Origin of the sequence: Lacticaseibacillus nasuensis JCM 17158 (genome assembly GCF_001434705.1) — a bacterium.
In the GTDB taxonomy this organism is placed as follows: domain Bacteria; phylum Bacillota; class Bacilli; order Lactobacillales; family Lactobacillaceae; genus Lacticaseibacillus; species Lacticaseibacillus nasuensis.
Genome location: NZ_AZDJ01000030.1, coordinates 174,695 through 195,340, shown reverse-complemented (window position 1 = coordinate 195,340; position 20,646 = coordinate 174,695). Strand labels below are relative to the sequence as shown.

21 protein-coding genes and 2 tRNA genes are annotated in these 20,646 nt (G+C 57.7%); 16 read left to right on the top strand and 7 right to left on the bottom strand.

Annotated elements, in window-relative coordinates; genetic code table 11:
- Positions 1–21: 21 nt before the first annotated feature.
- From mutY to FD02_RS11635, 5 genes are all read left to right on the top strand, one after another.
- The gene (gene mutY, locus FD02_RS08325; RefSeq protein WP_056951901.1) at positions 22–1,128 is read left to right on the top strand and encodes an A/G-specific adenine glycosylase; all 1,107 of its coding nucleotides are present in this window, start codon (positions 22–24) and stop codon (positions 1,126–1,128) included.
- Positions 1,125–1,787, top strand: coding sequence for an NAD(P)H-dependent oxidoreductase (locus FD02_RS08320; protein ID WP_056951658.1), 663 nt, complete (start codon positions 1,125–1,127; stop codon positions 1,785–1,787). The genes mutY and FD02_RS08320 overlap by 4 nt, the downstream gene beginning before the upstream one ends.
- Positions 1,784–1,960, top strand: coding sequence for a hypothetical protein (locus FD02_RS11370; RefSeq protein WP_191980326.1), 177 nt, complete (start codon positions 1,784–1,786; stop codon positions 1,958–1,960). The genes FD02_RS08320 and FD02_RS11370 overlap by 4 nt, the downstream gene beginning before the upstream one ends.
- 72 nt (positions 1,961–2,032) lie before the next feature.
- Entirely contained in the window at positions 2,033–2,542 is a 510-nt protein-coding gene (locus tag FD02_RS08315) for a DUF308 domain-containing protein (protein ID WP_056951657.1), read from the top strand.
- Between the two features lie 242 nt (positions 2,543–2,784).
- The gene (locus FD02_RS11635) at positions 2,785–3,360 is read left to right on the top strand and encodes a sugar O-acetyltransferase (RefSeq protein WP_054723310.1); all 576 of its coding nucleotides are present in this window, start codon (positions 2,785–2,787) and stop codon (positions 3,358–3,360) included.
- Between the two features lie 41 nt (positions 3,361–3,401).
- Here the strand turns inward: FD02_RS11635 and thiD are convergent, their stop codons facing one another.
- From thiD to FD02_RS08295, 3 genes are all read right to left on the bottom strand, one after another.
- Positions 3,402–4,223, bottom strand: coding sequence for a bifunctional hydroxymethylpyrimidine kinase/phosphomethylpyrimidine kinase (gene thiD, locus FD02_RS08305; protein WP_056951656.1), 822 nt, complete (start codon positions 4,221–4,223; stop codon positions 3,402–3,404).
- Between the two features lie 141 nt (positions 4,224–4,364).
- Positions 4,365–5,423: a 2-C-methyl-D-erythritol 2,4-cyclodiphosphate synthase gene (locus FD02_RS08300; RefSeq protein WP_056951654.1), complete on the bottom strand. Its 1,059-nt coding sequence runs from the start codon at positions 5,421–5,423 to the stop codon at positions 4,365–4,367.
- A complete protein-coding gene (locus tag FD02_RS08295) occupies positions 5,416–6,255 on the bottom strand; it encodes a hypothetical protein (RefSeq protein WP_056951653.1) in 840 nt (279 codons plus the stop codon). The genes FD02_RS08300 and FD02_RS08295 overlap by 8 nt, the downstream gene beginning before the upstream one ends.
- A 194-nt stretch (positions 6,256–6,449) precedes the next feature.
- Here FD02_RS08295 and FD02_RS08290 point away from each other — a divergent pair, with 194 nt between their 5' ends.
- The 4 genes from FD02_RS08290 to FD02_RS08275 all read left to right on the top strand — a co-directional run bounded on the left by FD02_RS08290 (position 6,450) and on the right by FD02_RS08275 (position 8,423).
- Positions 6,450–7,616 (top strand): MDR family MFS transporter, encoded by a 1,167-nt coding sequence (locus FD02_RS08290; RefSeq protein ID WP_056951652.1) that lies wholly within the window; start codon positions 6,450–6,452, stop codon positions 7,614–7,616.
- Positions 7,617–7,874: 258 nt separating this feature from the next.
- Positions 7,875–8,195: a DUF6693 family protein gene (locus tag FD02_RS08285; protein ID WP_056951651.1), complete on the top strand. Its 321-nt coding sequence runs from the start codon at positions 7,875–7,877 to the stop codon at positions 8,193–8,195.
- A 59-nt stretch (positions 8,196–8,254) separates the two neighbouring features.
- Positions 8,255–8,327, top strand: a tRNA-Ala gene (locus FD02_RS08280).
- Between the two features lie 23 nt (positions 8,328–8,350).
- Positions 8,351–8,423: transfer RNA gene (locus FD02_RS08275), tRNA-Ala, on the top strand.
- 129 nt (positions 8,424–8,552) lie between these two features.
- On the opposite strand, the gene FD02_RS11530 is transcribed toward FD02_RS08275, so the two are convergent.
- Together FD02_RS11530 and FD02_RS08270 are read right to left on the bottom strand one after the other, a co-directional pair.
- Positions 8,553–8,684, bottom strand: coding sequence for a type II toxin-antitoxin system YafQ family toxin (locus FD02_RS11530; RefSeq protein WP_225352568.1), 132 nt, complete (start codon positions 8,682–8,684; stop codon positions 8,553–8,555).
- Positions 8,674–8,955, bottom strand: a complete 282-nt coding sequence (locus tag FD02_RS08270) for a type II toxin-antitoxin system RelB/DinJ family antitoxin (RefSeq protein ID WP_054723312.1) — start codon at positions 8,953–8,955, stop codon at positions 8,674–8,676. Before FD02_RS08270 ends, FD02_RS11530 begins: the two co-directional genes overlap by 11 nt.
- A gap of 198 nt (positions 8,956–9,153) precedes the next feature.
- Between FD02_RS08270 and FD02_RS08265 the strand changes: the two genes are divergently transcribed.
- Positions 9,154–11,352 (top strand): alpha-galactosidase, encoded by a 2,199-nt coding sequence (locus FD02_RS08265; protein ID WP_056951649.1) that lies wholly within the window; start codon positions 9,154–9,156, stop codon positions 11,350–11,352.
- Between the two features lie 131 nt (positions 11,353–11,483).
- Complete coding sequence (gene asnB, locus FD02_RS08260) at positions 11,484–13,445, top strand: asparagine synthase (glutamine-hydrolyzing) (protein WP_056951647.1); 1,962 nt, start codon at positions 11,484–11,486, stop codon at positions 13,443–13,445.
- Positions 13,446–13,497: 52 nt separating this feature from the next.
- On the opposite strand, the gene FD02_RS08255 is transcribed toward asnB, so the two are convergent.
- Together FD02_RS08255 and FD02_RS08250 are read right to left on the bottom strand one after the other, a co-directional pair.
- Positions 13,498–13,989 carry an NUDIX domain-containing protein gene (locus tag FD02_RS08255; protein WP_054723316.1) on the bottom strand — a complete coding sequence of 164 codons (492 nt, stop codon included), beginning with the start codon at positions 13,987–13,989 and terminating at the stop codon, positions 13,498–13,500.
- 24 nt (positions 13,990–14,013) lie between these two features.
- Entirely contained in the window at positions 14,014–15,645 is a 1,632-nt protein-coding gene (locus tag FD02_RS08250) for a gamma-glutamyltransferase family protein (protein ID WP_056951645.1), read from the bottom strand.
- Positions 15,646–15,828: 183 nt separating this feature from the next.
- Here FD02_RS08250 and nrdD point away from each other — a divergent pair, with 183 nt between their 5' ends.
- The 5 genes from nrdD to FD02_RS08225 all read left to right on the top strand — a co-directional run bounded on the left by nrdD (position 15,829) and on the right by FD02_RS08225 (position 20,068).
- Positions 15,829–18,015, top strand: a complete 2,187-nt coding sequence (gene nrdD, locus FD02_RS08245; protein ID WP_056951643.1) for an anaerobic ribonucleoside-triphosphate reductase — start codon at positions 15,829–15,831, stop codon at positions 18,013–18,015.
- An 87-nt stretch (positions 18,016–18,102) separates the two neighbouring features.
- Positions 18,103–18,540, top strand: coding sequence for a MarR family transcriptional regulator (locus FD02_RS08240; protein ID WP_056951641.1), 438 nt, complete (start codon positions 18,103–18,105; stop codon positions 18,538–18,540).
- Positions 18,541–18,853: 313 nt separating this feature from the next.
- Positions 18,854–19,213 carry an iron-sulfur cluster biosynthesis family protein gene (locus FD02_RS08235; protein ID WP_056951639.1) on the top strand — a complete coding sequence of 120 codons (360 nt, stop codon included), beginning with the start codon at positions 18,854–18,856 and terminating at the stop codon, positions 19,211–19,213.
- 77 nt (positions 19,214–19,290) lie between these two features.
- A complete protein-coding gene (locus FD02_RS08230) occupies positions 19,291–19,710 on the top strand; it encodes a GNAT family N-acetyltransferase (RefSeq protein WP_056951637.1) in 420 nt (139 codons plus the stop codon).
- Positions 19,711–19,774: 64 nt separating this feature from the next.
- On the top strand, positions 19,775–20,068 hold the full coding sequence (locus FD02_RS08225; RefSeq protein WP_056951635.1) for a hypothetical protein: 294 nt from the start codon (positions 19,775–19,777) through the stop codon (positions 20,066–20,068).
- Positions 20,069–20,646: the final 578 nt, after the last annotated feature.

Here is a 20,646-nt window from a genome sequence, read left to right as displayed (position 1 = left end):
TATTTCTCGTATAATCAAAGCATGACAACTTTACTCACTTGGTCTCCTACTAAAATCAAAGCCTTCCGCCAGGCCCTATTAACCTGGTACGACGCCAACCGCCGCAACTTGCCGTGGCGGGTTGATCACGATCCGTATCACGTGATGGTTAGCGAATTGATGCTGCAACAAACGCAAGTGAATACGGTGATTCCTTATTACCAGCGGTTCATGGCCGCTTTTCCCACGGTGGCGGCCTTGGCCGCAGCCCCCGAGTCCGCGGTGTTAAAGGCCTGGGAAGGGCTGGGCTATTATTCGCGGGCCCGCAACTTGCACCGCGCGGCCAAGCAACTGATGGCCGATTATGGCGGCCAGTGGCCCACCACCGCCGCCGGGTTGCGCGAGCTTGCCGGCATCGGGCCATACACGGCCGGCGCCATCGCCAGCATCGCCTTTAACCAGCCGGAGCCGGCCATCGACGGCAACGCGTTTCGCGTGTTTGCGCGGCTGTTTTGCATCGACGCGGACATCACCAAGCCCGCCACGCGCCAGCTCTTCGCCGACTTGATTCGCCAGCTGATTGACCCCCAGCGTCCCGGCGACTTCAATCAGGCCGTGATGGATCTGGGTAGCAGCTACATGCGCGCCAAGGATCCCGATGCGGCGCATTCCCCGGTGGCGGCGTTTGACGAAAGCCTGCGCACCGATACCGTGCTGGCCTATCCGGTGAAAACTAAGAAGGCTAAGCCCCAGGTCGTGCAGTATTTCGCCTTGGCGATTCACAGCCCGGCCGGGTGGTTGCTTGAACAGCGGCCGAGCACGGGGTTGTTGGCGAATCTGTGGCTGATGCCGCTGGTGGCGAGAGCGGCGTGGGTCAAGCAGCCACTGGCCGAACAAATTACGTTAGCGGCCGCCGAGTTTAGTCAGCGCGCCGGCCACACTGTGACGCTGCGCGCCGCCGGGTTGCCGCTGGTGCGCCATACCTTCACGCACCGCCAGTGGCAACTGACGATCCTCACCGCCGAGACAAAGGCGTTTGCCCTCGATTTTCTGCCGGCGCAATGGGTGCCTTCGCTTTCGGCGACGAACTTGGCGCTGCCGACGGTGCAAAAAAAGCTCACCCAAGCCATCCAGGAGGGGCAAGCATGAAGACACTGATTATCGTCGCCCATCCGCAGCTGGCGACGTCTGCGACGCAGCAGTTTCTGCAGGCCAGCGCCGCGCCGTTGACCAATGTCACCTGGCACGCGTTGCCCGCGCATCTCGATTTGGCTGCGGAACAGGCATTACTCTTTGGCGCCGACCGCATCGTGTTGCAGTTTCCCTTGTATTGGTACGCGGCGCCGGCTGCGCTGAAGGCGTGGCTGGACACCGTGTGGCAGGCGCACTTAGTCGATGCTGCGCGTGGCGGGCGGCTGCGCGGCAAGCAGCTGGGGCTGGTGGTTAGCCTTGGGCAACCCGCGGCCGCGTTTCAACTCGGCGGTGCGGTCGGCGTGAGTCTCAGTACCTTGCTGGCGCCTTATGCCGCGCTGGCGCGCCGCACGGGGATGACCTTGCTGCCGCCGTTGCCGATTGCCCAGTTCAGTTACCAAACTGAACTTGCCCACCAGCGGCTGTTGATTCGCTATCAGCAATACCTCACCGCCGCCAGCCAGCATTTTACCGACCGGCAGGCGTGGTGGCAGGCGCGACTAGCGCAGGCGACGCCCGAGCAACCCGCGCTGGCCGAATACGTGGCCAACCAGGCCGAGGAATACGAGCGGCTGCAAGACACGCTGCGGGAACTCAAGGCGGAGGATGACGGATGAGTGAACTTGAATGGGCCATCGCCTCTGCTCAGGCGGCGGCTGACGCGGCGCCGAGCTACGAAGACCGCGCGTTTTACGTCGCGCTGCAGGATTTTTTGCGCGAACAGGCGCACCGCGTGGAGTTGGCCGCCGGTGAGCTCGACGGGCGCACCTGGGACCATGAGGCGTGGTAAGAATCCCCCTTGAGACCGATGAGGCCCAGCGGGGAATTCGCTAAACTGGTCATGATAAGAGAGGTTAAGCAAATGAAAAATGGTCATGGTTTTGCCATTCCCTACGCGGTGTGGCTCATATTGTTAGGCGCCTGGTTCCTGATTGCGCCAGGTTCGGTATCCCACTTGCTGAAGTGGGTGATCGTCATCGCCATCGTGCTGATGGCGCTACCGCCGCTGGTGCAAGGTCTGCGTAACCGCGACGACCGCTTCGCCTTAAGCCGCGGCTTGGGGTTGTTGGTGGCGGCCCTCGTGGTCTTGGTGCTGTTCCGGTCGCTGTTGAGCTTTGTCCCGTTGATGCTGGGCATCTTGTTGGTGCTATACGGCATCAATGCCATTGCCGGCGCCCGGGCGCGCAAGCAATACGTCAACGTCTCCGTGGTTCCCAGCATCGCGTATGGCGTGTTGGTGACCTTGGTCGGCATCGTCTTGATGTTTAACCCGTTCGGCGCGATTCTGCTGACGCTACGCATCGTTGGCGGCGTGATGCTCGTGATGGGGATCTGTGAAGTCCTCGACGGCATGCGCGGTCGGCGGGCATAAGGCATGCTGTGGAGAAAGGCGGTTTGGGTTCGACAGATAGCCTAGCCAGGTGTCAGGTCCGAACTCTGGACCGGATGACTGGCGTAGCTAGCTGTTCGAACCTAGCCTTTCGGAACGTGATAAGCAACCGACCGCCACTGACGGTCGGTTTTTTGCTGGTCTCTGGGGCGATACCAACTTCCTCGTGCGCGCCGTGGCCCGGCCAGGGTGGACATGATAGGATGGCTCTAGGAGGACACATCATGACCAAGACAGAACAGGAAAAATCGTTTGCCGGTGAGTTGTATCAACCCTACGACCCGGCGCTGGTCGCCGCGCGCGACGTCACCATTCACAAACTGTGGGATTACAATCACCTCTACCCGCTGAAGCGCGAGGAACGCACCGCGGCGCTGCGCGATTTGCTGGGCGGCATGGGGGCCAATTGCGTGATCGAGCAGCCGCTGTTTTGCACCTATGGCAGCAATACCACGGTGGGCGATAACTTCTACATGAACGTCAACGGGAAGCTGATGGATAGCGGCAAGATCACCATCGGCAACAACGTGATGCTGGCGCCGAACGTCTCGCTGATCACCGAGGAGCACCCGCAAGATGCCGCCACTCGTAACCAGGCGTTGGAGTACGCGCATCCGATTACGCTTGGCGACAACGTCTGGCTGTGCACCAACGTGTTGGTGCTGCCCGGCGTGACCATCGGCGAGAATACCGTGGTGGGGGCGGGCAGCGTCGTCACCAAGAACCTACCGGCCAACAGCCTAGCGGTGGGCAATCCCGCCCGGGTGATTCGTGCGGTGGCAGGCAGCGACCGCCGCTAGCGCAAAAACAGGCCTCGCCATTGGCGAGGCCTGTTGGCTGTTCAGTATTCCGGGGTGACGATGGGGTTGGCCCAGTGGTTGATCGGGCCAAACTTGTGACCCACTTGAATCTCGTGGCTGATGGCCGTGTCGACAAAGGTCTTGGCGGTGCGAATCGCGTCTTCGACCGCGGCGCCCTTGCCCAGCTCGGCGGTAATTACGGCACTGAGGGTATCCCCGGTGCCGTTTTTGCGTTCCGTCGGGTAGTAGGGACCGGTGAGCCAGAAGGACTTACCGGATTCCAACAAGACATAATCGGCGACGGTGGTTTGCTCCGGCGAGTCGTGGCGCCCCTTGAGCATCACGTTTTTGGCGCCAAGTGCGTGAATCTCGGCGGCGGCGGCGACGATTTTTTCCTTCGTGTCGAGGGTTTGGCCGGTGATGTGCTCGGCTTCGTAAAAGTTCGGCGTGATCACGGTGGCCATCGGGATCAACACGCGCTTCAAGGTCTCAAAGGCGGATTGTTCCATCAACAAATTGCCGTGCTTCGTCGAAATCACGGGATCGAGCACCAGCGGGCCGAAGTCATACTGGCGCAGGTTCTTGGCGACGTTTTCCATCACCGTGGCGTTGGCCAGCATGCCGGTTTTGCAGGCGCGGATCTGCAGGTCTTCACCAACCGCTTTGAACTGCGCGTCGATGAAGTCGTCGGGGATGATGTGGGCGGCGTGAATGCCGTAAGAATTCCCCGCTACCGCGGCGGTGAGAATCAGCGTGCCATAAGTGCCACGCATGAAGAAACTGTGCAAGTCAGCCTGCGCGCCGGCGGAACCGTCGCTGTCGACGCCGGCAATTGTGGCGACTTGGATAAATTCGTTTGCCATCAATCAAGACTCCTTTGTGGGCGCCGGCCGACCCAAAAGGCGGGCAACTCGGCGCAATGTGGCTCTATCATACAAGAAAAGCCGAATTATTGCACGCGATTAAGCGTGAATAATTCGGCCGCTAACGTAAAATCGGTTCACCTAGTTGAAGGCGCGCTTGTTCGGCAACACCTCACGCAGCCAATCGCCGATGAACGGGTAGGTGACGACCAGCTCGTACAGCTGGACCTCGGGGTCGGGATAACCCAGCGTGATCGTGTCGGCGTCGCTGTTGATGGTGACGGTGAGCGTCTGGTGGTTCGGCAGCGGCAAGGCGTATTCGCCTGGCGTGGTGCTTTGTTTCATCAAAATCGCGTTGTTGCTGGCGATGACGAACAAGGCATCCAGTGCCGGGGCGTTATCCAGCGCGCGCACCGTGACCGCCAGGGTCAAGGTGTGGCCGACCAGCTCCTCGGGAATCGTGGTCGAGGACCAGGAGAAGGTGTTGGCGTCGTGCTCGTCTGTGCCGAGGTCCAGCCAGTCGTGGCCCGCGTCGTCTTTGACGTGATAGGCCAGCGGGGTGGCGCCATTCAACGGCGCGGTCAGCGTGATGTCGCCGGCGGTTTGCACGACGGCCGAGCCGGACAGGACCTTGCTGTTGTCGTACTTGGTGGCAAAGGTCAAATCGGCGACTGGCTGCATCACGGTGTCGTCGATGCTGGCGAATTCGTAGCCGGCCGTCGCCAGCAGTTTCGTCAACGCCGCGATGGCCACCAAGGTGTCGGCGTCATACGGCGTCGGCTCTGCGGCGTCTGGCCGTACCTGCGCCAAGGTCGGCAGGCCATCGGCGGTGAGCTTGGCTTCCTTGCTCAACGGGTCGACGATGGTCAACAACACCGTGTTGCCGTCGCTAGTGGCGTAGTTGAACACGATGGTCGAGCGGTCGGGCTGGGTGGCTTCCGTGCCTAACCACACCCGAGCGGCGAAATCTTGCGGCACCGAGTCGTCCGCGCGCAAGGCCTCATAGAACTTATCCGCCAACAGATTCGTGTAGCTGGCCAAGTTTTGCGTCAAAAACGCGTCGTTGAGCCCCCACACCGGATCGGTTTGCAAGGCGTGGGCGCGCTTGGCGTAATGCGCCGTCAAGGTCGTGCGGGCCTCGGGCAGGCTCAGCGCACTGGTGACGATTTTTTGTAAGGCATCATCATGAAAATTAAGCATTGGCGCGACCTCCCTTGGCATCCAGCGCGTGCATGAAATCGGTTGGCAAGTTGGCCAGCACGTTTTCGAATTGTTCCACCGAGCTGTAGGTGTTCATCACCGCGGCGTATTCATAGCGGGTGATGGCGGCACTGACTTGCAGCTCGCGCTTTTGGGTGTCGAACTGGGCGTCGGCTTCGGCCTTGGCCGCGGCAAACTGGCTTTGTAACGCCGCGGTGTCGGTTGGGACCTGAGGCTGGGCGGCGCTTGGCGCGGCGTCTTCCGTGTCATCGCCGGGGTCGATGAAGTTCTTGAACAACCCGCGCAAGGTGCTGCCGGAACTTGGCTGCGGCGCCGCCACTGGTTCGGCCTGCGCCGATTCGAGCTTGGCGTGCAGGCGGTTGACTTCTTGGTAAAGTTTTTTTTGTAAGGCGTCGACTTGGTGATCGAGGTAGTTGTCGGGATCGGCGGCGAAGGCTTCCAGCTGCGGCAGGATCACCTGTTGTTCAGGCGTCACCTGGTTGATCGTGCGCGCAAACACGGACAGCTGGCCGAATTCGCGGCGGTGGTACCAGTCGCCGAAGAAGACGCGGCCGTCGTCGGTCACCTCAAAAAATGGAATGTGCTCGCGCAGGAACTTGATCAAGTCGCCGGCCAGAAAGTCGGCCAACTCGCGCTGGGCGGATTTGTCGTAGGCGAGGATGTACCCTGGCGCATCCGACAGCTCCAGGCGCAGGTTCTCCGCGGTGGTATCGATGCCTTGGTACAGCCGGAAGGTGGAGTGATCCGCCCAGGCCTTGGCGAAATCGGTAAAGAATTTGGTTTGATAATCTAAGCTTGATTGTATTGTCATGGGGATACCTCTCGCATTCTTTGCAATTATCATTAGTTTACCGCATTGACGGCGCTTCCGGGCGGATTCTCGAAGGTTTTGCGGAAAATCAATGAATCCTTCCCGAGAATTTGCTAAGAAAGCGGCCATTTTCCCTGCATTCTCTGGTGCGCTTGGGTAAAATGGATAAGTTGTGACGCGAAAGGAGGAGCGGGATGACTAAGCGGACATTAAAATTACCGTGGTTGCTGGTGGGGAGTCTGATCACCAATACCGGCATCAGCTTCATCTGGCCGCTGACCACGATTTATATGCACGAGTATCTGCACGAGCCGCTGACCACGTCGGGCATCGTGTTATTCCTCAACTCGCTGGCGACGATGGTCGGCAACGCAGTGGGCGGGCGGCTGTTTGACCGCTGGCGGCCGTACCCAACGATGTTGCTGGGCATCGGCATCGACGTCGTCACCACCGGCGCGCTGGTGGTTTGGCACGGCTGGCCGGCTTACCCTTTGCTGTTAGTCGGGCTAGGCTTTGGCAACGGCATCGTCGCCACTGGCATCAACGCCTATGCCACCAAGGTCACCACGAAAAAAGCCAGCTACGTGTTTAACGTGTTGTACTTTATGGCCAACCTCGGGCTGGTCATCGGCACGCTAATTGTCGGCTTCGTCTTGCCGCTGGGCATCACCTATGTCTTCGGTTTAGCCTTTGCGTTATTTGTTGTTTTTTTCTTTGTGGCCTTACGTCACTTCAACTTGCCGCAGCCGGCGCATGCGGCCGGCCACGCGCCCAAGCAGGTGGCCACCGCCAATCCGTACCGGTTGAACGTCGCCTTGATTCTGCTGACGCTGTTTTTGACCTGGGTGACCTACGAACAGTGGCAAAGTAACATCTCCACGTTCATGCTGCAGCTGGGGATGACCGTGCGGGATTACAGTTTTCTGTGGACGTTTAACGCCGTGTTGATCGTCATTTTGCAGCCGGTGCTGACGGCCTTTGACGACTGGCTGCTGGTGCACATTCGCCTGCGCCTCGGTGTCGGGTTTACGTTGTTTGCCGGGTCGTTCTTGTTGTTGCTGGTGGCGCGGCACTATGCGGTGTTCGTGTTAGCCATGGGGATCTTGACCTGCGGCGAGGTGCTGGCGTTGCCGGCGGTGTCGACTTACGTGGATTTGTATTCGCCAACCGGGCAGCAAGGCCGCTACCAAGGTTACGTGCAGATGTTTGCCAGCGCCGGGCGCGCGGTGGGCCCATTAATCGGCGCATTAATCATTGAAGCCACCAGTTATCGCGTGTTATTCATCAGCCTCGTGGCGGTCCTGGCGGTAGCCGTGGCAACGTTTAGCTGGTTCGCCAGCAAGGCGCAATTACGGCATTAATAAAATCCGAAGAATTTGTTCACACTTTCTTCACAACTAATTGTTAATATAAGAAACATTGAGATGAGCTACCCACTCATTTCCATACCCATATCCAACTTTTTCATTTATACTCCTCCAAGTATAAATCGCGTCGGGCCTCCCACCCGACGCCAACCCTTACTCCGGACCGCCACCCATCCCATGGCGGTCTTTTTTTTGCCCGGTGCTTGACGCTGGGGCAGGCGATTGGCATACTCACGGCAGGAGGTGGGGAGCATGGAGATGCGGAATGGCCGCTATTCATTTTTTGATGGGGGCTTATTGAGTTACATCGGCTGGGTGATGCTCGGCACGATCATCACAGTGGTGACGTTGGGGATTTGTTTTCCCTGGGCGTTAACGATGCTGTACGGCTGGAAAATCAACCACACCGTCATCGAAGGCCGCCGGCTCCACTTCACCGGCAGCGCCATCGATTTATTCGGGCACTGGATTATCTGGTTCCTGTTGTCGGTGATCACGCTGGGGATTTATAGTTTTTGGGTGTTCATCAAGCTTGAGGACTGGAAGGCAGCCAACACCACGTTTGCCGACTAGACTAGCGGAAAAAGGGGTTTACAGTCCGGCCGAATATGATATTATAGTATTCGTGCTTTGGGTCCGTAGCTCAGTTGGGAGAGCGCTGCCTTCGCATGGCAGAGGTCGCGTGTTCGAATCACGTCGGATCCATTTTTTCCAAATTAAATTGTTTCGGGTCCTTAGCTCAGCTGGGAGAGCGCCTGCATGGCATGCAGGAGGTCGCGTGTTCAAGTCACGTAGGATCCATACGATGAAAACGCCGGTGTGATTAGCAGTTGTTAAGCTGATTGCGCCGGCGTTTTTGTAATTGGACGGGATGGGGTGCTGAACCGATCAGCAGTCAACTCATACGCACCTGCTGGGACACACTCGCGGTTATTCGACGCCGAGTACTTCGCGGTGGGTGACGATGGCGATGATTGCAGCATCCAGGAGGGACATGTTATAGCCGCGACGGAGGCAGGCCCGATACTGTTTTTTGAATGATTTGGCACGCTTAATTTGCATCGTGCAAGTCCTTCATCAACGCATCGACGTTGCTGAATTCTTTATCCTCACCATTGGCAATTTCATCATGCGCCTGGGCGGTGGCGATATCTAAGGGATCCAGCATCGTCATCTCCCGCGGGATGGCCTTATTCCGCACTAACGTCTTATACAGCACGGTAATGAGTGTACTTGGTGTGTAGCCAAGTTCGTTAAGGACCGCGTCGCCTTCAGCTTTGAGTTCAGGATCGATTCGTGCGTTAATCCGGCCGTTATTTTCTTTGGTTGGCATATTCATCCACCTTTCTTTTGTAATGCCATTGTGCACCCGTTGGTAACAATATGTCATGCAAGCAGATTAGTGGGCCAACCCAAAATGGAAGCTCATCGTTTGGTCAACATTCCCGACCAAATCTGACGAAAATGCACTGACAATTCCTCGCGCAAGCGCTAACATGTTGACGAAGCCAAACGCGAAGGGAGTATTCAGATGATTAGTTATGACGAAAGCACTCAGGTGTTTCACCTGGCCAATGCCGCGGTGAGTTACCTGATTCACGTGCTGCCCACCGGGAATCTCGAACACGTCTACTACGGCCCGCGGTTGCACCAGGTGCCACCGTTGGCACAGCTGACGAATCGCCAGTGGCTCAACTGGACGATGCACCAAGATATCGATGGCGAGCACTGGTCTAACGAGCGGTTGCGGCAGGAGTTACCGACGGCATTTGGCAACGATTTTCGCGAACCGGCCTTGGCCGTCAGTCGCGCGGGTCAGCCGCTGGTGCTGCAGTTGCAGTACCAAGGCTACACGACCTCGGTGCCGGCGGACTGGGGCGGCTTGCCGCATCCGCGCCAAGCCGAGGAGGCGTTGACGATTCAATTACGCGACGCCGACATGGGCGTGGCCGTCGACTTAACGTATTTGCTGTATGCCGATAGTCCGGTGATTGCCCGCAGCTACCGCGTGCGTAACTTGGGCACCACGCCGCTGACGCTTGACCGCGCCTTGAGTAGTAGCATCGACCTCGCCGAGTCGCAGCTGCGGCTGCTCAGCCTGCAAGGCAGCGGCATGGCGGAATTTCAGCCGCATTGGCAGTCGTTGAGCCGCGGCACGGTGCGGGTGGCATCGGTGAAAGGCGATAGTTCTTGCGACCAGAATCCATTCGTCGCCTTGGCGCCGGCCACCACCACAGAAACCACCGGCCGCGTCTTCGGCCAGAATCTGATGTATAGCGGCAACTTTGAAACCTTTGCGCAAACCGATCCCTACGCTGTCACCCGCGTCGCCACCGGGATTAATCACGACACCTTCAGCTGGGCGCTGGCGCCTGATGCCAGTTTTCAGACGCCGGTGGCGCTGTTGGCCCGCTCGGACGCGGGGCTGATTGGGTTGAGCCAGGCTTTCAGCGATTATTACCGCCTGCACGTGATGCCGCCACGCTTCGTGAAGGGGCCACGGCCGGTGTTGGCCAACACCTGGGAAGCCTTTTACATGGACATCAATGAGCAGCGGGTCATCGATTTTGGCCGAGACGCCTTCAGCCTCGGGTGCAACCTGGTGGTGATTGACGACGGCTGGTTCACGCGCCGACACCGCGACGATGCGGGGCTTGGCGACTGGGTGATCGACCGGGAGAAGTTTCCGCATGGGTTGCGTGCGGTGAGCGACGCCTTGCACGAGCTGGGTGGCCAAATGGGCATCTGGATCGAGCCGGAAAGCATCAATCCGAATTCCGACTTGTACCGCGCGCATCCGGAATGGGTGGCGACCGATCTCAAGCGGCCGCATTCCATCACCCGCACGCAGTACCTGCTGGATATGGCCAACCCGGCGGTGATTGACGACTTGACGACGAAGTTGCTGGCGGTGCTGGCCGACGCCAACGCCGATTACGTCAAGTGGGACATGAACCGCAACCTCACCGAGCCATATTCGCATTACCTGGCGGCCCAAGGCAAAATGGGTGAGTTCTATCACCGCTACATGCTTGGGGTATATGAATTATACCGGCGGCTGCAGGCGGCGTACCCGGATGTATTATTTGAAAGTTGTGCCTCCGGCGGCGACCGCTGGGACGCGGGGATGTTGTACTACGCACCGCAAGGCTGGCTCAGCGATAACACCGACGCGTATTCGCGCCAGCTGATTCAAAGCGGCGCCAGTTACGCCTATCCGCCGTTTGCTTTCGGCGCCCATGTGTCCGCGGTGCCGAATGCGCAAACCGGCCGCACCAGTCCGCTGCGCAGCCGCATCGCCACGGCCATGTTTGGCACGTTTGGCTACGAGCTGGACTTGGCTAAGCTAGACGGCGACGCGCGCGAACAAATCAAGCAGGCCAACGCCTGGTTCAAGGCGCACGCCGAACTGTTGCGCACCGGCCACTTCAACCGGCTGGGCCTGGCGGGGGAAGCGGCGTTGTATGCCTGGGAAACCGTGGCGCCAGACGCGAGTGCGGCGGTGATCGGGATTTTCAAGCCGTTGAATCAAATCGATTTTGCCTATCATCGGCTGCGGCTAGTCGGGCTCGACCCGGCGGCGCAATACGACTGCACGCTGTTTGGGCAAACCGTAACGATAAGCGGCGAGGTGTTGATGCAGGTGGGGTTAGACCTCACGCCACTGAACACCGACGGCACGTATCGCAGCGATTTTGTCGGCGAAGTCGGGGAGTTAGTCCGGCGGTAGGAAAAAGTGGGCCAGCGCGCCCACTTTTTTCGTGGTCGAGTGCCTCTCGCCAAGGCCTGCAAAGTCGAGTAAACTAGACAAAGACCGAGTGTCGATTGAACGGTAGTGGCGAATGAGGAGGAACTAACGGTATGTGTGGCATCATTGCATTTTCGGATCCAAGCGTGCTCGATAAGGAAACCACCATCAAGGCGATGATGGCGATGATTAAGCACCGCGGTCCCAACAGTATTCACGGCGGCGGCCAATACATCCATGACGACGTCGCGTTAGGCTTTCAGCGGCTAAGTATCATCGATTTGAACGGCGGCGCGCAACCCCTGTACAACGAAGACCGCACGGTGGTCATCACCTTTAACGGCGAAATCTATAACTACAAGGCACTGCGCTCGGAGTTGCAGGCGGCCGGTCACGTGTTCACCACGAAGGCCGATACCGAAGTCCTCTTACACGGCTACGAAGAATGGGGCATGGCCGGCACCTTGGCCAAGGTCCGCGGGATGTTTGCCTACCTGCTTTACGATGAACACAAGCAGACGCTGTACGGCGCCCGGGATTTCTTCGGCATCAAGCCGATGTATTACTATCAAGATGGCGACACCTTCATCGTCGGCAGCGAAATCAAGGCCTTCTTGAAGCACCCGAACTTCAAGCTAGAATTGAACCGGCAGGCCTTGAAGCCGTACCTGATGAATCAATATAACGATTTACCCGAGACTTTTTTCAAAAATGTCTACCGTTTTCCGGCGGGGCACTGGTTTGAATTCAAGGATCACAAGCTGGCCACCCATCAATACTGGGACGCCAGCTACAACATCGATTATTCGCGCAGCGAGGTCGATACGGTGAAGGCCATTGACGAAACGGTCACGGAATCGATTCGCCTCCATAACGTCGCCGACGTCCCGGTGGGCAGCTTCCTGTCCGAAGGCGTTGATTCGTCGTATGTCACCGCGGTGCTCAAGCCCAAGGAAGTCTTCTCAGTGAACTTCGCCAACGGCCCCTTCGATGAGGCCAGCGTGGCTAAGGAGCTGGCAGACGAGAAAGGCTTGAACTTCAACGTCGAAACCGTCGACGGCGACGAGGCCTTCCATGATTTTGCCGAGATGCAATACCACCTCGATGAACCCGACGCCAATCCTTCCGTGATTCCGCTGTGGTACCTGTGCCGCATGGCGCGCCGCAAGGTCACCGTGGCGCTGTCCGGGGAAGGCGCCGACGAATTATTCGCCGGCTACGTCAACTACGGCATGCACACGAAAAAAGAGGTCATCAAGGTGTTCGCCAACGCCTTGAGCAAGCTGCCACGCGGCGTGCGCTATTCGCTAGGCCGCGGCATCAAGAAGCTGCCAAACTTCCCGGGCAAGGTGCACCTGTACACCCGCACCGCTAAGCCAAGCGAGTTTTACGTCGGCGAGGCGTTCATTTACGACCCGGCGCAGCCGACGATTTTCACCAGCGCTCAGGCGAACGGCTTGTTGCAGCCGACTTACCAAAATGACCTCACCGTCAACGGCATCTACCAGCGCGACTTCAAGAAGGTGGCGTCGGCCGAAGAGGTCAAGCAGATGCAATACATCGACTTGCACCACTTCATGCTCAACGACATTTTGCAAAAAGCCGATAAGATCTCCATGGCGCATTCGCTGGAGCTGCGCGTGCCGTACCTCGACGTGAAAGTCGCCGAATTGGCCAACACCATTCCGTCTTCCATGTTGTTGAACAGCAAGGGCAGCAAGTGGGCCTTCCGCCAGGCGGCCGAAAAGCATTTGCCCAGCGATTTTGCCAAGCGCCCGAAGCTCGGCTTCCCGGTGCCGGTGAAAACCTGGCTGCATGAGGAGCAATACGTCAGCGTCGTGCGGGCCTTGTTCAGCGAAGACTGGGTCAGCGAATTCTTCGACCAGCCAAAGCTCTTGCAGTTGTTGAAGGATAACCAGGAAGACAAGGTCGACGGCCGCCGCCAAGTCTGGACCGTCTACACCTTCCTGGTGTGGTACAAGATGTTCTTCCGGCAATTCGACGACACCGTGGCGCAATACGGCCACGTGCAACCTGAAGTCCAAGCCTTGATGGACAGCGGCAAACTGGTTTAAGCCAACGCAAATACCCCACCCTAAACAGGGTGGGGTATTTTGCTGGCTAAAGTTAGCCACGCCGGTCGATCAGGTGGTGAAATACTCCGGGTCGCAGGCACTGGCCAAGCGCCGCCGGCAGGATGGTAGTGGCGACTTGCGCCTCGGGTTGCCAAGAAAATGTCGTGCCGGCTGGCAAGTCGTGCGTCGTCGCGTCTAGGCACGCTAGTCGTTGGGCCGTCGCCACATCGACTGCCGCTTGATACACCAGCAACAATTGCTGATAGTCGATTGCGTCACGCGTGAAGAAGGCTTCGATGATGCCGGTAAAATTCAGCGCCGGCAGGCAAAGGCCGAGTTCTTCTTGCAGTTCGCGCAAGGCGGCCGCTTCGCCGGTTTCACCAAACTTCACGGCGCCACCAGGCACGAGGACTGCAGGGACCCCAGCCGGCGTGGTGGTGGGGGTGACCAACACCTGACCGGCGTGGGTGAGAATCACCGCCGCGCGGACGTTAAAGCGTTGCTGAGCAGTGACGAAATAGCGTAGGTCTTGCGCTTCTTGCATCGCGTTTCTCCTGGTTTGCTTGGGTTACCACGCGGCAATTGCGCCATCCGTGCGGGATTCCGAGCCGCCGACTAAGGTGCCAGTCTCGGGGTTGCGCCAGATGATTTGCCCGCGGCCAAAGGTATTCGGTTCGGGATTGACGGTGACGTCATGGCCGGCTGCGCGCAATTGGGCCAAGAGGCTGGTGCTAAACTCGGGCTCAAAGTCGACGTGTTTGTCGGCATACCACTGCCACCGCGGTGCATCGAGGGCGCCTTGCGGATCGAGGCCGAAGTCGATGGCGTTCATCAAGACTTGGACGTGGCCCTGCGGCTGCATGAAGCCGCCCATCACGCCAAACGGCCCCACCGGCTGACCGTCTTTAGTCAAAAAGCCGGGGATGATGGTGTTCAACGGCCGCTTGCCGCCTTGCAGGTAGTTGGGGCTGCTTGGGGTCAGCGAGAAATTGTTGCCGCGGTTGTTCAAGGCGATGCCGGTGCCGGGCACCACGATGCCGCTGCCAAAGCCCATGTAGTTGCTTTGAATGTAGGAAATCATGTTGCCGTCGCCGTCTGCGGCGCACAAGTACACGGTGCCGGCGGTATTTGGGTCGCTTGGGGCCGGCGTCATGGCGCTGGCCCCGATGCGGGCCCGCTGGCTGGCGAGATACTGCGGGCTGAGCAATGCCGCCGGGTCCAGCGTCATCGCGGCGGGGTCACCGACATGCGCGAATAAATCGGCAAAACCGAGCTTGATGGCTTCGATTTGGCGGTGCGTCGTGGCAAAGTTATCGCGCCCGGCAAACTCGAACCCGTCGAGAATTCCCAACGCCTCTAGCGCCGCGATGCCTTGGCCGTTTGGCGGCAGCTCGAACACATCGTAGCCGTGGTAGCGCACGGATAGCGGCGTCACCCATTCCGGTTGAAACGCGGCGAGGTCGTCGGCGCGCAGATAGCCACCGGTAGCTTCGCTGAACTCGGCGATGCGCTTGGCCAGCGCGCCGCGGTACATGGCTTCGGCGTTGGAATCCGCGATGGCTTGCAGCGTGGCGGCGTGATCCGGGCTGCGCCAAATGTCCCCGGTGGCTGGCGTGTGGCCACCAGGGGCGAAGACGCGCTCCCATTCGGCGAATAATTTGGCAAAGGCGGGATCCTTCGCGGCCGCCCGGCGATAACTTAACGCCGCCCGCTGCCAGTAAAAGCCCAAGACTTGAGAAATCGCGTAGCCTTGCTTGGCGTAGGCGATGGCAGGCGCAAGGTCCTCGGCCAGGCTGAGCTTACCAAAGCGCTGCACCAGCGCCGCCCAGGCCGCCGGGGCGCCGGGTACGTCGACTGGCGTCCAGCCGAACGTGGGCATGCTGGTGAGGCCGCGGCTGGTGAGTGACTCGGCCGCCAAGCCGCGCGGCGCCGGGCCACTACTATTGAGGCCATAAAGCTGATTGTCGCCGGCGCGGTGAATGATGGCGAACGCATCGGCGCCGAGGCCGTTACTGGTAGGTTCCACCACGGTGAGGGTCGCGGCAGTGGCGACGGCGGCGTCGATGGCGTTGCCGCCTTGGCGTAAAATGGCGAGGCCCGCCTGACTGGCCGTGACGGAGCCGGTGGCCACCATCCCGTTTTTGGCATATACCGCCTTGCGGGAGCGCGGATAAGGATTAAAAGTTTGATTGGCTAACACAAGCAGGGCTTCTTTCACTATAGAATGATTGCATCATACCGCAAGCAGCCCCGGGTTACCAACTCCTTGCGTACAATTGAATGACACAACATATAGAAATTTTACGCTTACATTGAGATTTTCATACAATATATAGTGGCACTCGTGCTATGATAGATACATTACATAGAGGAGTGAACTGCCATGATTGATCTCCAAGTTAAGATTAATGTGAAAAAACGGGATGGCCGCATCGTCAATTTTGATCAGGCCAAGATTACGCGCGCGATTACCAAGGCGGCCGTCGCGGTCGACGGCACCTTGGCACCGACGGATTATACTGACATCGAGCATATTTCCGATGACGCCGTCGCCACGATTACCGAGCGCTTCAAGCAAGACGTCCGCATTGCGGAGGTGCAAAGCATCGTCGAAGAGGCGATTTTGAATGCCCACCGCTACGACTGGGCCAAGGCCTACACCGATTACCGCCTGCAGCAGGACATCTTGCGCGCCAAGAAAACCGACGTGAACTATAACGTCCAGAAGTTGCTGGACCGCGATTCGTCCGTCGTGCACGAAAATGCCAACAAGGACAGCCGCGTGTTTTCCACGCAGCGCGACTTAACCGCCGGCGCCGTGGCCAAGGCGGTGGGGTTGCAAATGTTGCCGCCTGCCGTGGCCAACGCGCACATGCGCGGCGACATTCATTGGCATGACTTGGACTACACCCCGTTCATGGCAGAAACTAACTGCTGCTTGATCGACTTCAAGGAAATGTTGAATCATGGCTTCGTTATCGGCAACGCCGAAGTGGAGCCGGCCCATTCGATTCAAGTAGCCGTCACCCAAATGACGCAAATCATCGCGAATGTGGCCAGCTCGCAATACGGCGGCTGCTCGTCGGATCGCACCGACGAGGTCTTGGCGCCGTTTGCCCAGAAGAACTACGAGAAGCACCTCGAGGAAGCGCAGGGGTTGCCACTTGATGCGGCCACGGCGGAGAAATACGCCAAGGACCGCACGAAAAAAGACATTTATGATGCCTTACAAACTCTGGAATATCAAGTCAACACCTTGTATTCGACGCAAGGGCAAACGCCTTTTGTGACGGTTGGGTTTGGCTTGGGGACCAACTGGATCGAGCGCGAAATTCAACAAGACATTCTGAAGATTCGCATCAAGGGGCTGGGCAAGGAACGCCGCACGGCTATCTTCCCGAAGCTGGTGTTCACCTTGAAGCGCGGCTTGAACCTCGCGCCAAGCGACCCGAATTACGACATCAAGGAACTGGCCGTGGAGTGCGCCACCAAGCGCATGTATCCAGACGTCTTGTCCTACGACAAAATCGTCGAGCTCACCGGTAGCTTCAAGGCGCCGATGGGTTGCCGCAGCTTCCTGCAAGGCTGGACCGATCCAGACACCGGCGAAGAAGTGAACGCCGGGCGCATGAACCTCGGCGTCATTACCGTCAACCTGCCACGCATTGCCATGGAATCTAAGGGTGATAAGGAACGCTTCTGGGACATTTTGGAGCAACGCCTCGCCATTTGTAAGCAAGGGCTCGTGTACAAGGTGGAACGCGCCAAGGAAGCCACGCCGGAAAGCGCGCCGATTCTCTACAAGTACGGCGCATTCGGCAAGCGGCTCAATGACGATCAGAAAGTCGACGAGTTGTTCAAGAATTCCCGGGCCACGGTTAGCCTTGGCTACATCGGCTTGTATGAAGTCGGCACGGTGTTCTACGGTTCCGATTGGGAAACCAACCCGGAAGCCAAAAAGTTCAGCGTTGCCGTCGTCAAGGACTTGTATGATCACTGTGTGGCTTGGGAAAAGGAATACGGCTATCATTTCTCCGTTTACTCCACCCCAAGCGAATCGCTGACCGACACCTTTGCCCGCGCCGACAAGAAGCGCTTCGGCGTCGTCAAGGACATCACGGACAAGGACTACTACACCAACTCGTTCCACTACGACGTGCGCAAGCAGCCGACCCCGTTTGAGAAGCTCGACTTCGAAAAAGATTATCCAAAGTATTGCTCCGGCGGGTTCATTCACTACTGCGAGTACCCGAACCTGAAGCAAAACCCGAAGGCGCTAGAGGCCGTGTGGGATTATGGTTATGATCGTGTCGGCTACCTCGGCACCAACACGCCAATCGACCAGTGCTTCGAATGCGGCTTCAAGGGCGAATTCAAGGCGACGGCTAAGGGCTATGAGTGCCCACAGTGTGGCAACCATAATCCGGACACCTGCGATGTCGTCAAGCGGTTGTGCGGCTACCTCGGCAATCCAAATAAGCGGCCAATGGTTCATGGACGCCAAGAAGAAATCATTCACCGCAAAAAGCATATGAGTCTGGGCAACGACCACCTGGCCGGCCAGGCCTAACGGGAAACCCGAGCAGTTGCTCGGGTTTTTTGAGTCCCGTCGACGCGTCGTGATAAAATAAGGTGATGACATTACGGAGGTGTGCGGATGGCAAAGCCGACTGCATTAGAACTGGGACAACTCATCGGACTGATTCACCGGACGGCTGCTGCGGCGCAAAGCCGATTGTTAACCGTGCCCGGCGTGACCATTAGCACGGCACCGATTCTCACGTATATTGCAGCACATCCGGACTGCACCGCGCAAGAAGCTGCCGATGGCTTGGCCATCAACAAGGGGCTTGTCAGTCGCGGGCTCAGTCAACTTGTTGCCGCCAAGTTGGTGACTAAGCGCCGCGTCGCCGGTCGCGTGGCGTTGCGGCTGACTCAGGCTGGCGCCAGTGCTCAGCAGGCCGCCGATGCCGAGTTGACGGCGTGGTGGCAGGAACAACTGGCTGCTAGCGACATGAAGCACCGCAAGCAATTTGCCCGCAACCTTGCGGCCCTGGCGGCACAGTTGGCGCCGGAGCATCAAATTGGCCAGTAAGAATTGGCGCAGCGAGGCTGCGCCGATTTTTTTTGGGCCAAACAAATAGCCGCCTCGGGAAAAGGCGGCCAAAGGAGTAAGGATTGGCGTCGAGCGGGTGACTCGACGCGATTTTTACTTGGAGGAGTAAAAATGAAAAAGTTGGGTATGGGTATGGAAATGAGCGGGTAACTCATTTCTATGTTGGTTACTATAAACCGGGTTTGTGAAGATTTTGTGACGAAATATTTAACCTTCTGCTAGGCCACCATATTTCTTGCTAATCAAATGATTTGCGCATATGGTTATCTCGAAACCAAAGGAGGAGATAATCATGGAACTGACTTTTGATGACGCTGCAATCGCCAAATTGTCGCCAATGCTCGGCCCGGATCGGCAATTATTGCTGACCTTTGAAGATGGGGTCGGGCCATACTCACAGCACGCCATGATTCACATGCAGGTGCAATTTACGCTGAACATCATCCCGGCTAACGTGACGCCGGCCGACTACGATGTGGCTTTAGCCAGCAACCTCGGCCCGGTGCGAATCAAAGGGTATTCGCAAGAGGATCTCGATGAGCACTTGACGCTACGTTTCAAAGCTAACATGGACGTCTTCACCTTGAGTGGCGACGGTGGTCTGATCGATGGCAATGTTGGTCTGATTGATTTCACTCAGCAACAAAAATAATGGAAATTCATTGAAAACTCTTTAGTCCGCGGTTCAGCTGGTGTAAAATCATCCTGTTATTAACAGGAGGGGCCGTTTTGGAATACCGGTTTGAACAAGGATTAACGATTCATGAAATCACCGCACTATATGGCGCCGTGGGCTGGCAGCATTATCTCCAAGATGCCGCCGAAACCGCGCGCGGGATTGCCAATTCGACACTGTTGACGGCTCGCGATGGCGAGAAGCTGGTCGGCTTGATTCGCGGCTTAAGCGATATGCACACCGTGGTCTTTATTCAAGATCTATTGGTGTTACCCGAATATCAACACCAAGGCATCGGCCGCGAGTTGCTCGGCGAGTTTGACGATTACTTCAAACAAGTCAGCCGTATCGTTGCCTTGTGCAATGACCCCGCGTTGCATGATTTTTACACTGCCGCTGGCTTCGAGCCAGATACGCAGGCGGACTTCACCGCTTACGTGCGGCCGCGCCGGTTGTTGGAGCCGAAATATTAAGCGAAATGTCGCATTCAATGCGGCATTTTTTCGTGGTAAAGTAAGAGTACGTGGAGGTGCAGCGATGAAGCCAACAGAAGACGTGACTCGCGAGCAAAAAATCGAAGGCGCAGATGCCATCATGGACAAAGGGTACATCACCGAGCACGATGAGCCGGCGATGATGGACAAGGCATGGTGCGCACCGTTTCTGGAGCAGATCAACGATGAGCTCCGCCTGCGGACCGTCGCCGCCCGCGCTAAGTTGCAATTGTTTCACTATTATTCCGGTGACGGGGTGATTATTTACGATCCCAAGCAACTCACTGAGGCCGACGCCAAACGGAATTTACGCCAAGCGCTGGGGTATCATAAATGATTGAATGAGGGGCTGCGGCCTCTTTTTTTCTTGGCGGGTTAGCCGGGACGTTGCGTACCTCTACACAGATAAATGTCATTGAGAATCCAAAATGTTAAGTTTTTGGCTAATTAGCCCCGGTGTAACAGCATTTCTATTTTGGCAATATTTTGGATTTCGGCTTTTATCCATTTATACGAAAAAATGGCGGTCGACTTGACGGGAAGGACCGCTCCGGGAAAAATGAGAAAATTCTCATCAAAATCAGTGGCTGTAACCCCTGGTACAATAGGCTTTTGAATTTTGTTGAATTTGCGACCTTAACATTTGGCGATCTCAATGACATTTATAGGTGTAAGGGTCATCACCGGCCGGGAAAAAAGTCTCGCACAGACTCGGACAGTCAGCACCAGTTCGTCCAGGCGGGAGCGCCAGCATCAATTACTCAGGTGGGAGTCGCCAGCTTCATCGATTCAGGCGCGAGCACGCCGGCAACCTCTGCGCTCAGACTGGGACCGTCAGCTTTAATCGTCCAGGCCTCGGGCCGCCAGCTTCAATCGCCCATACCTGTGAATCTCCTGACCGTGCATTAACGGCGT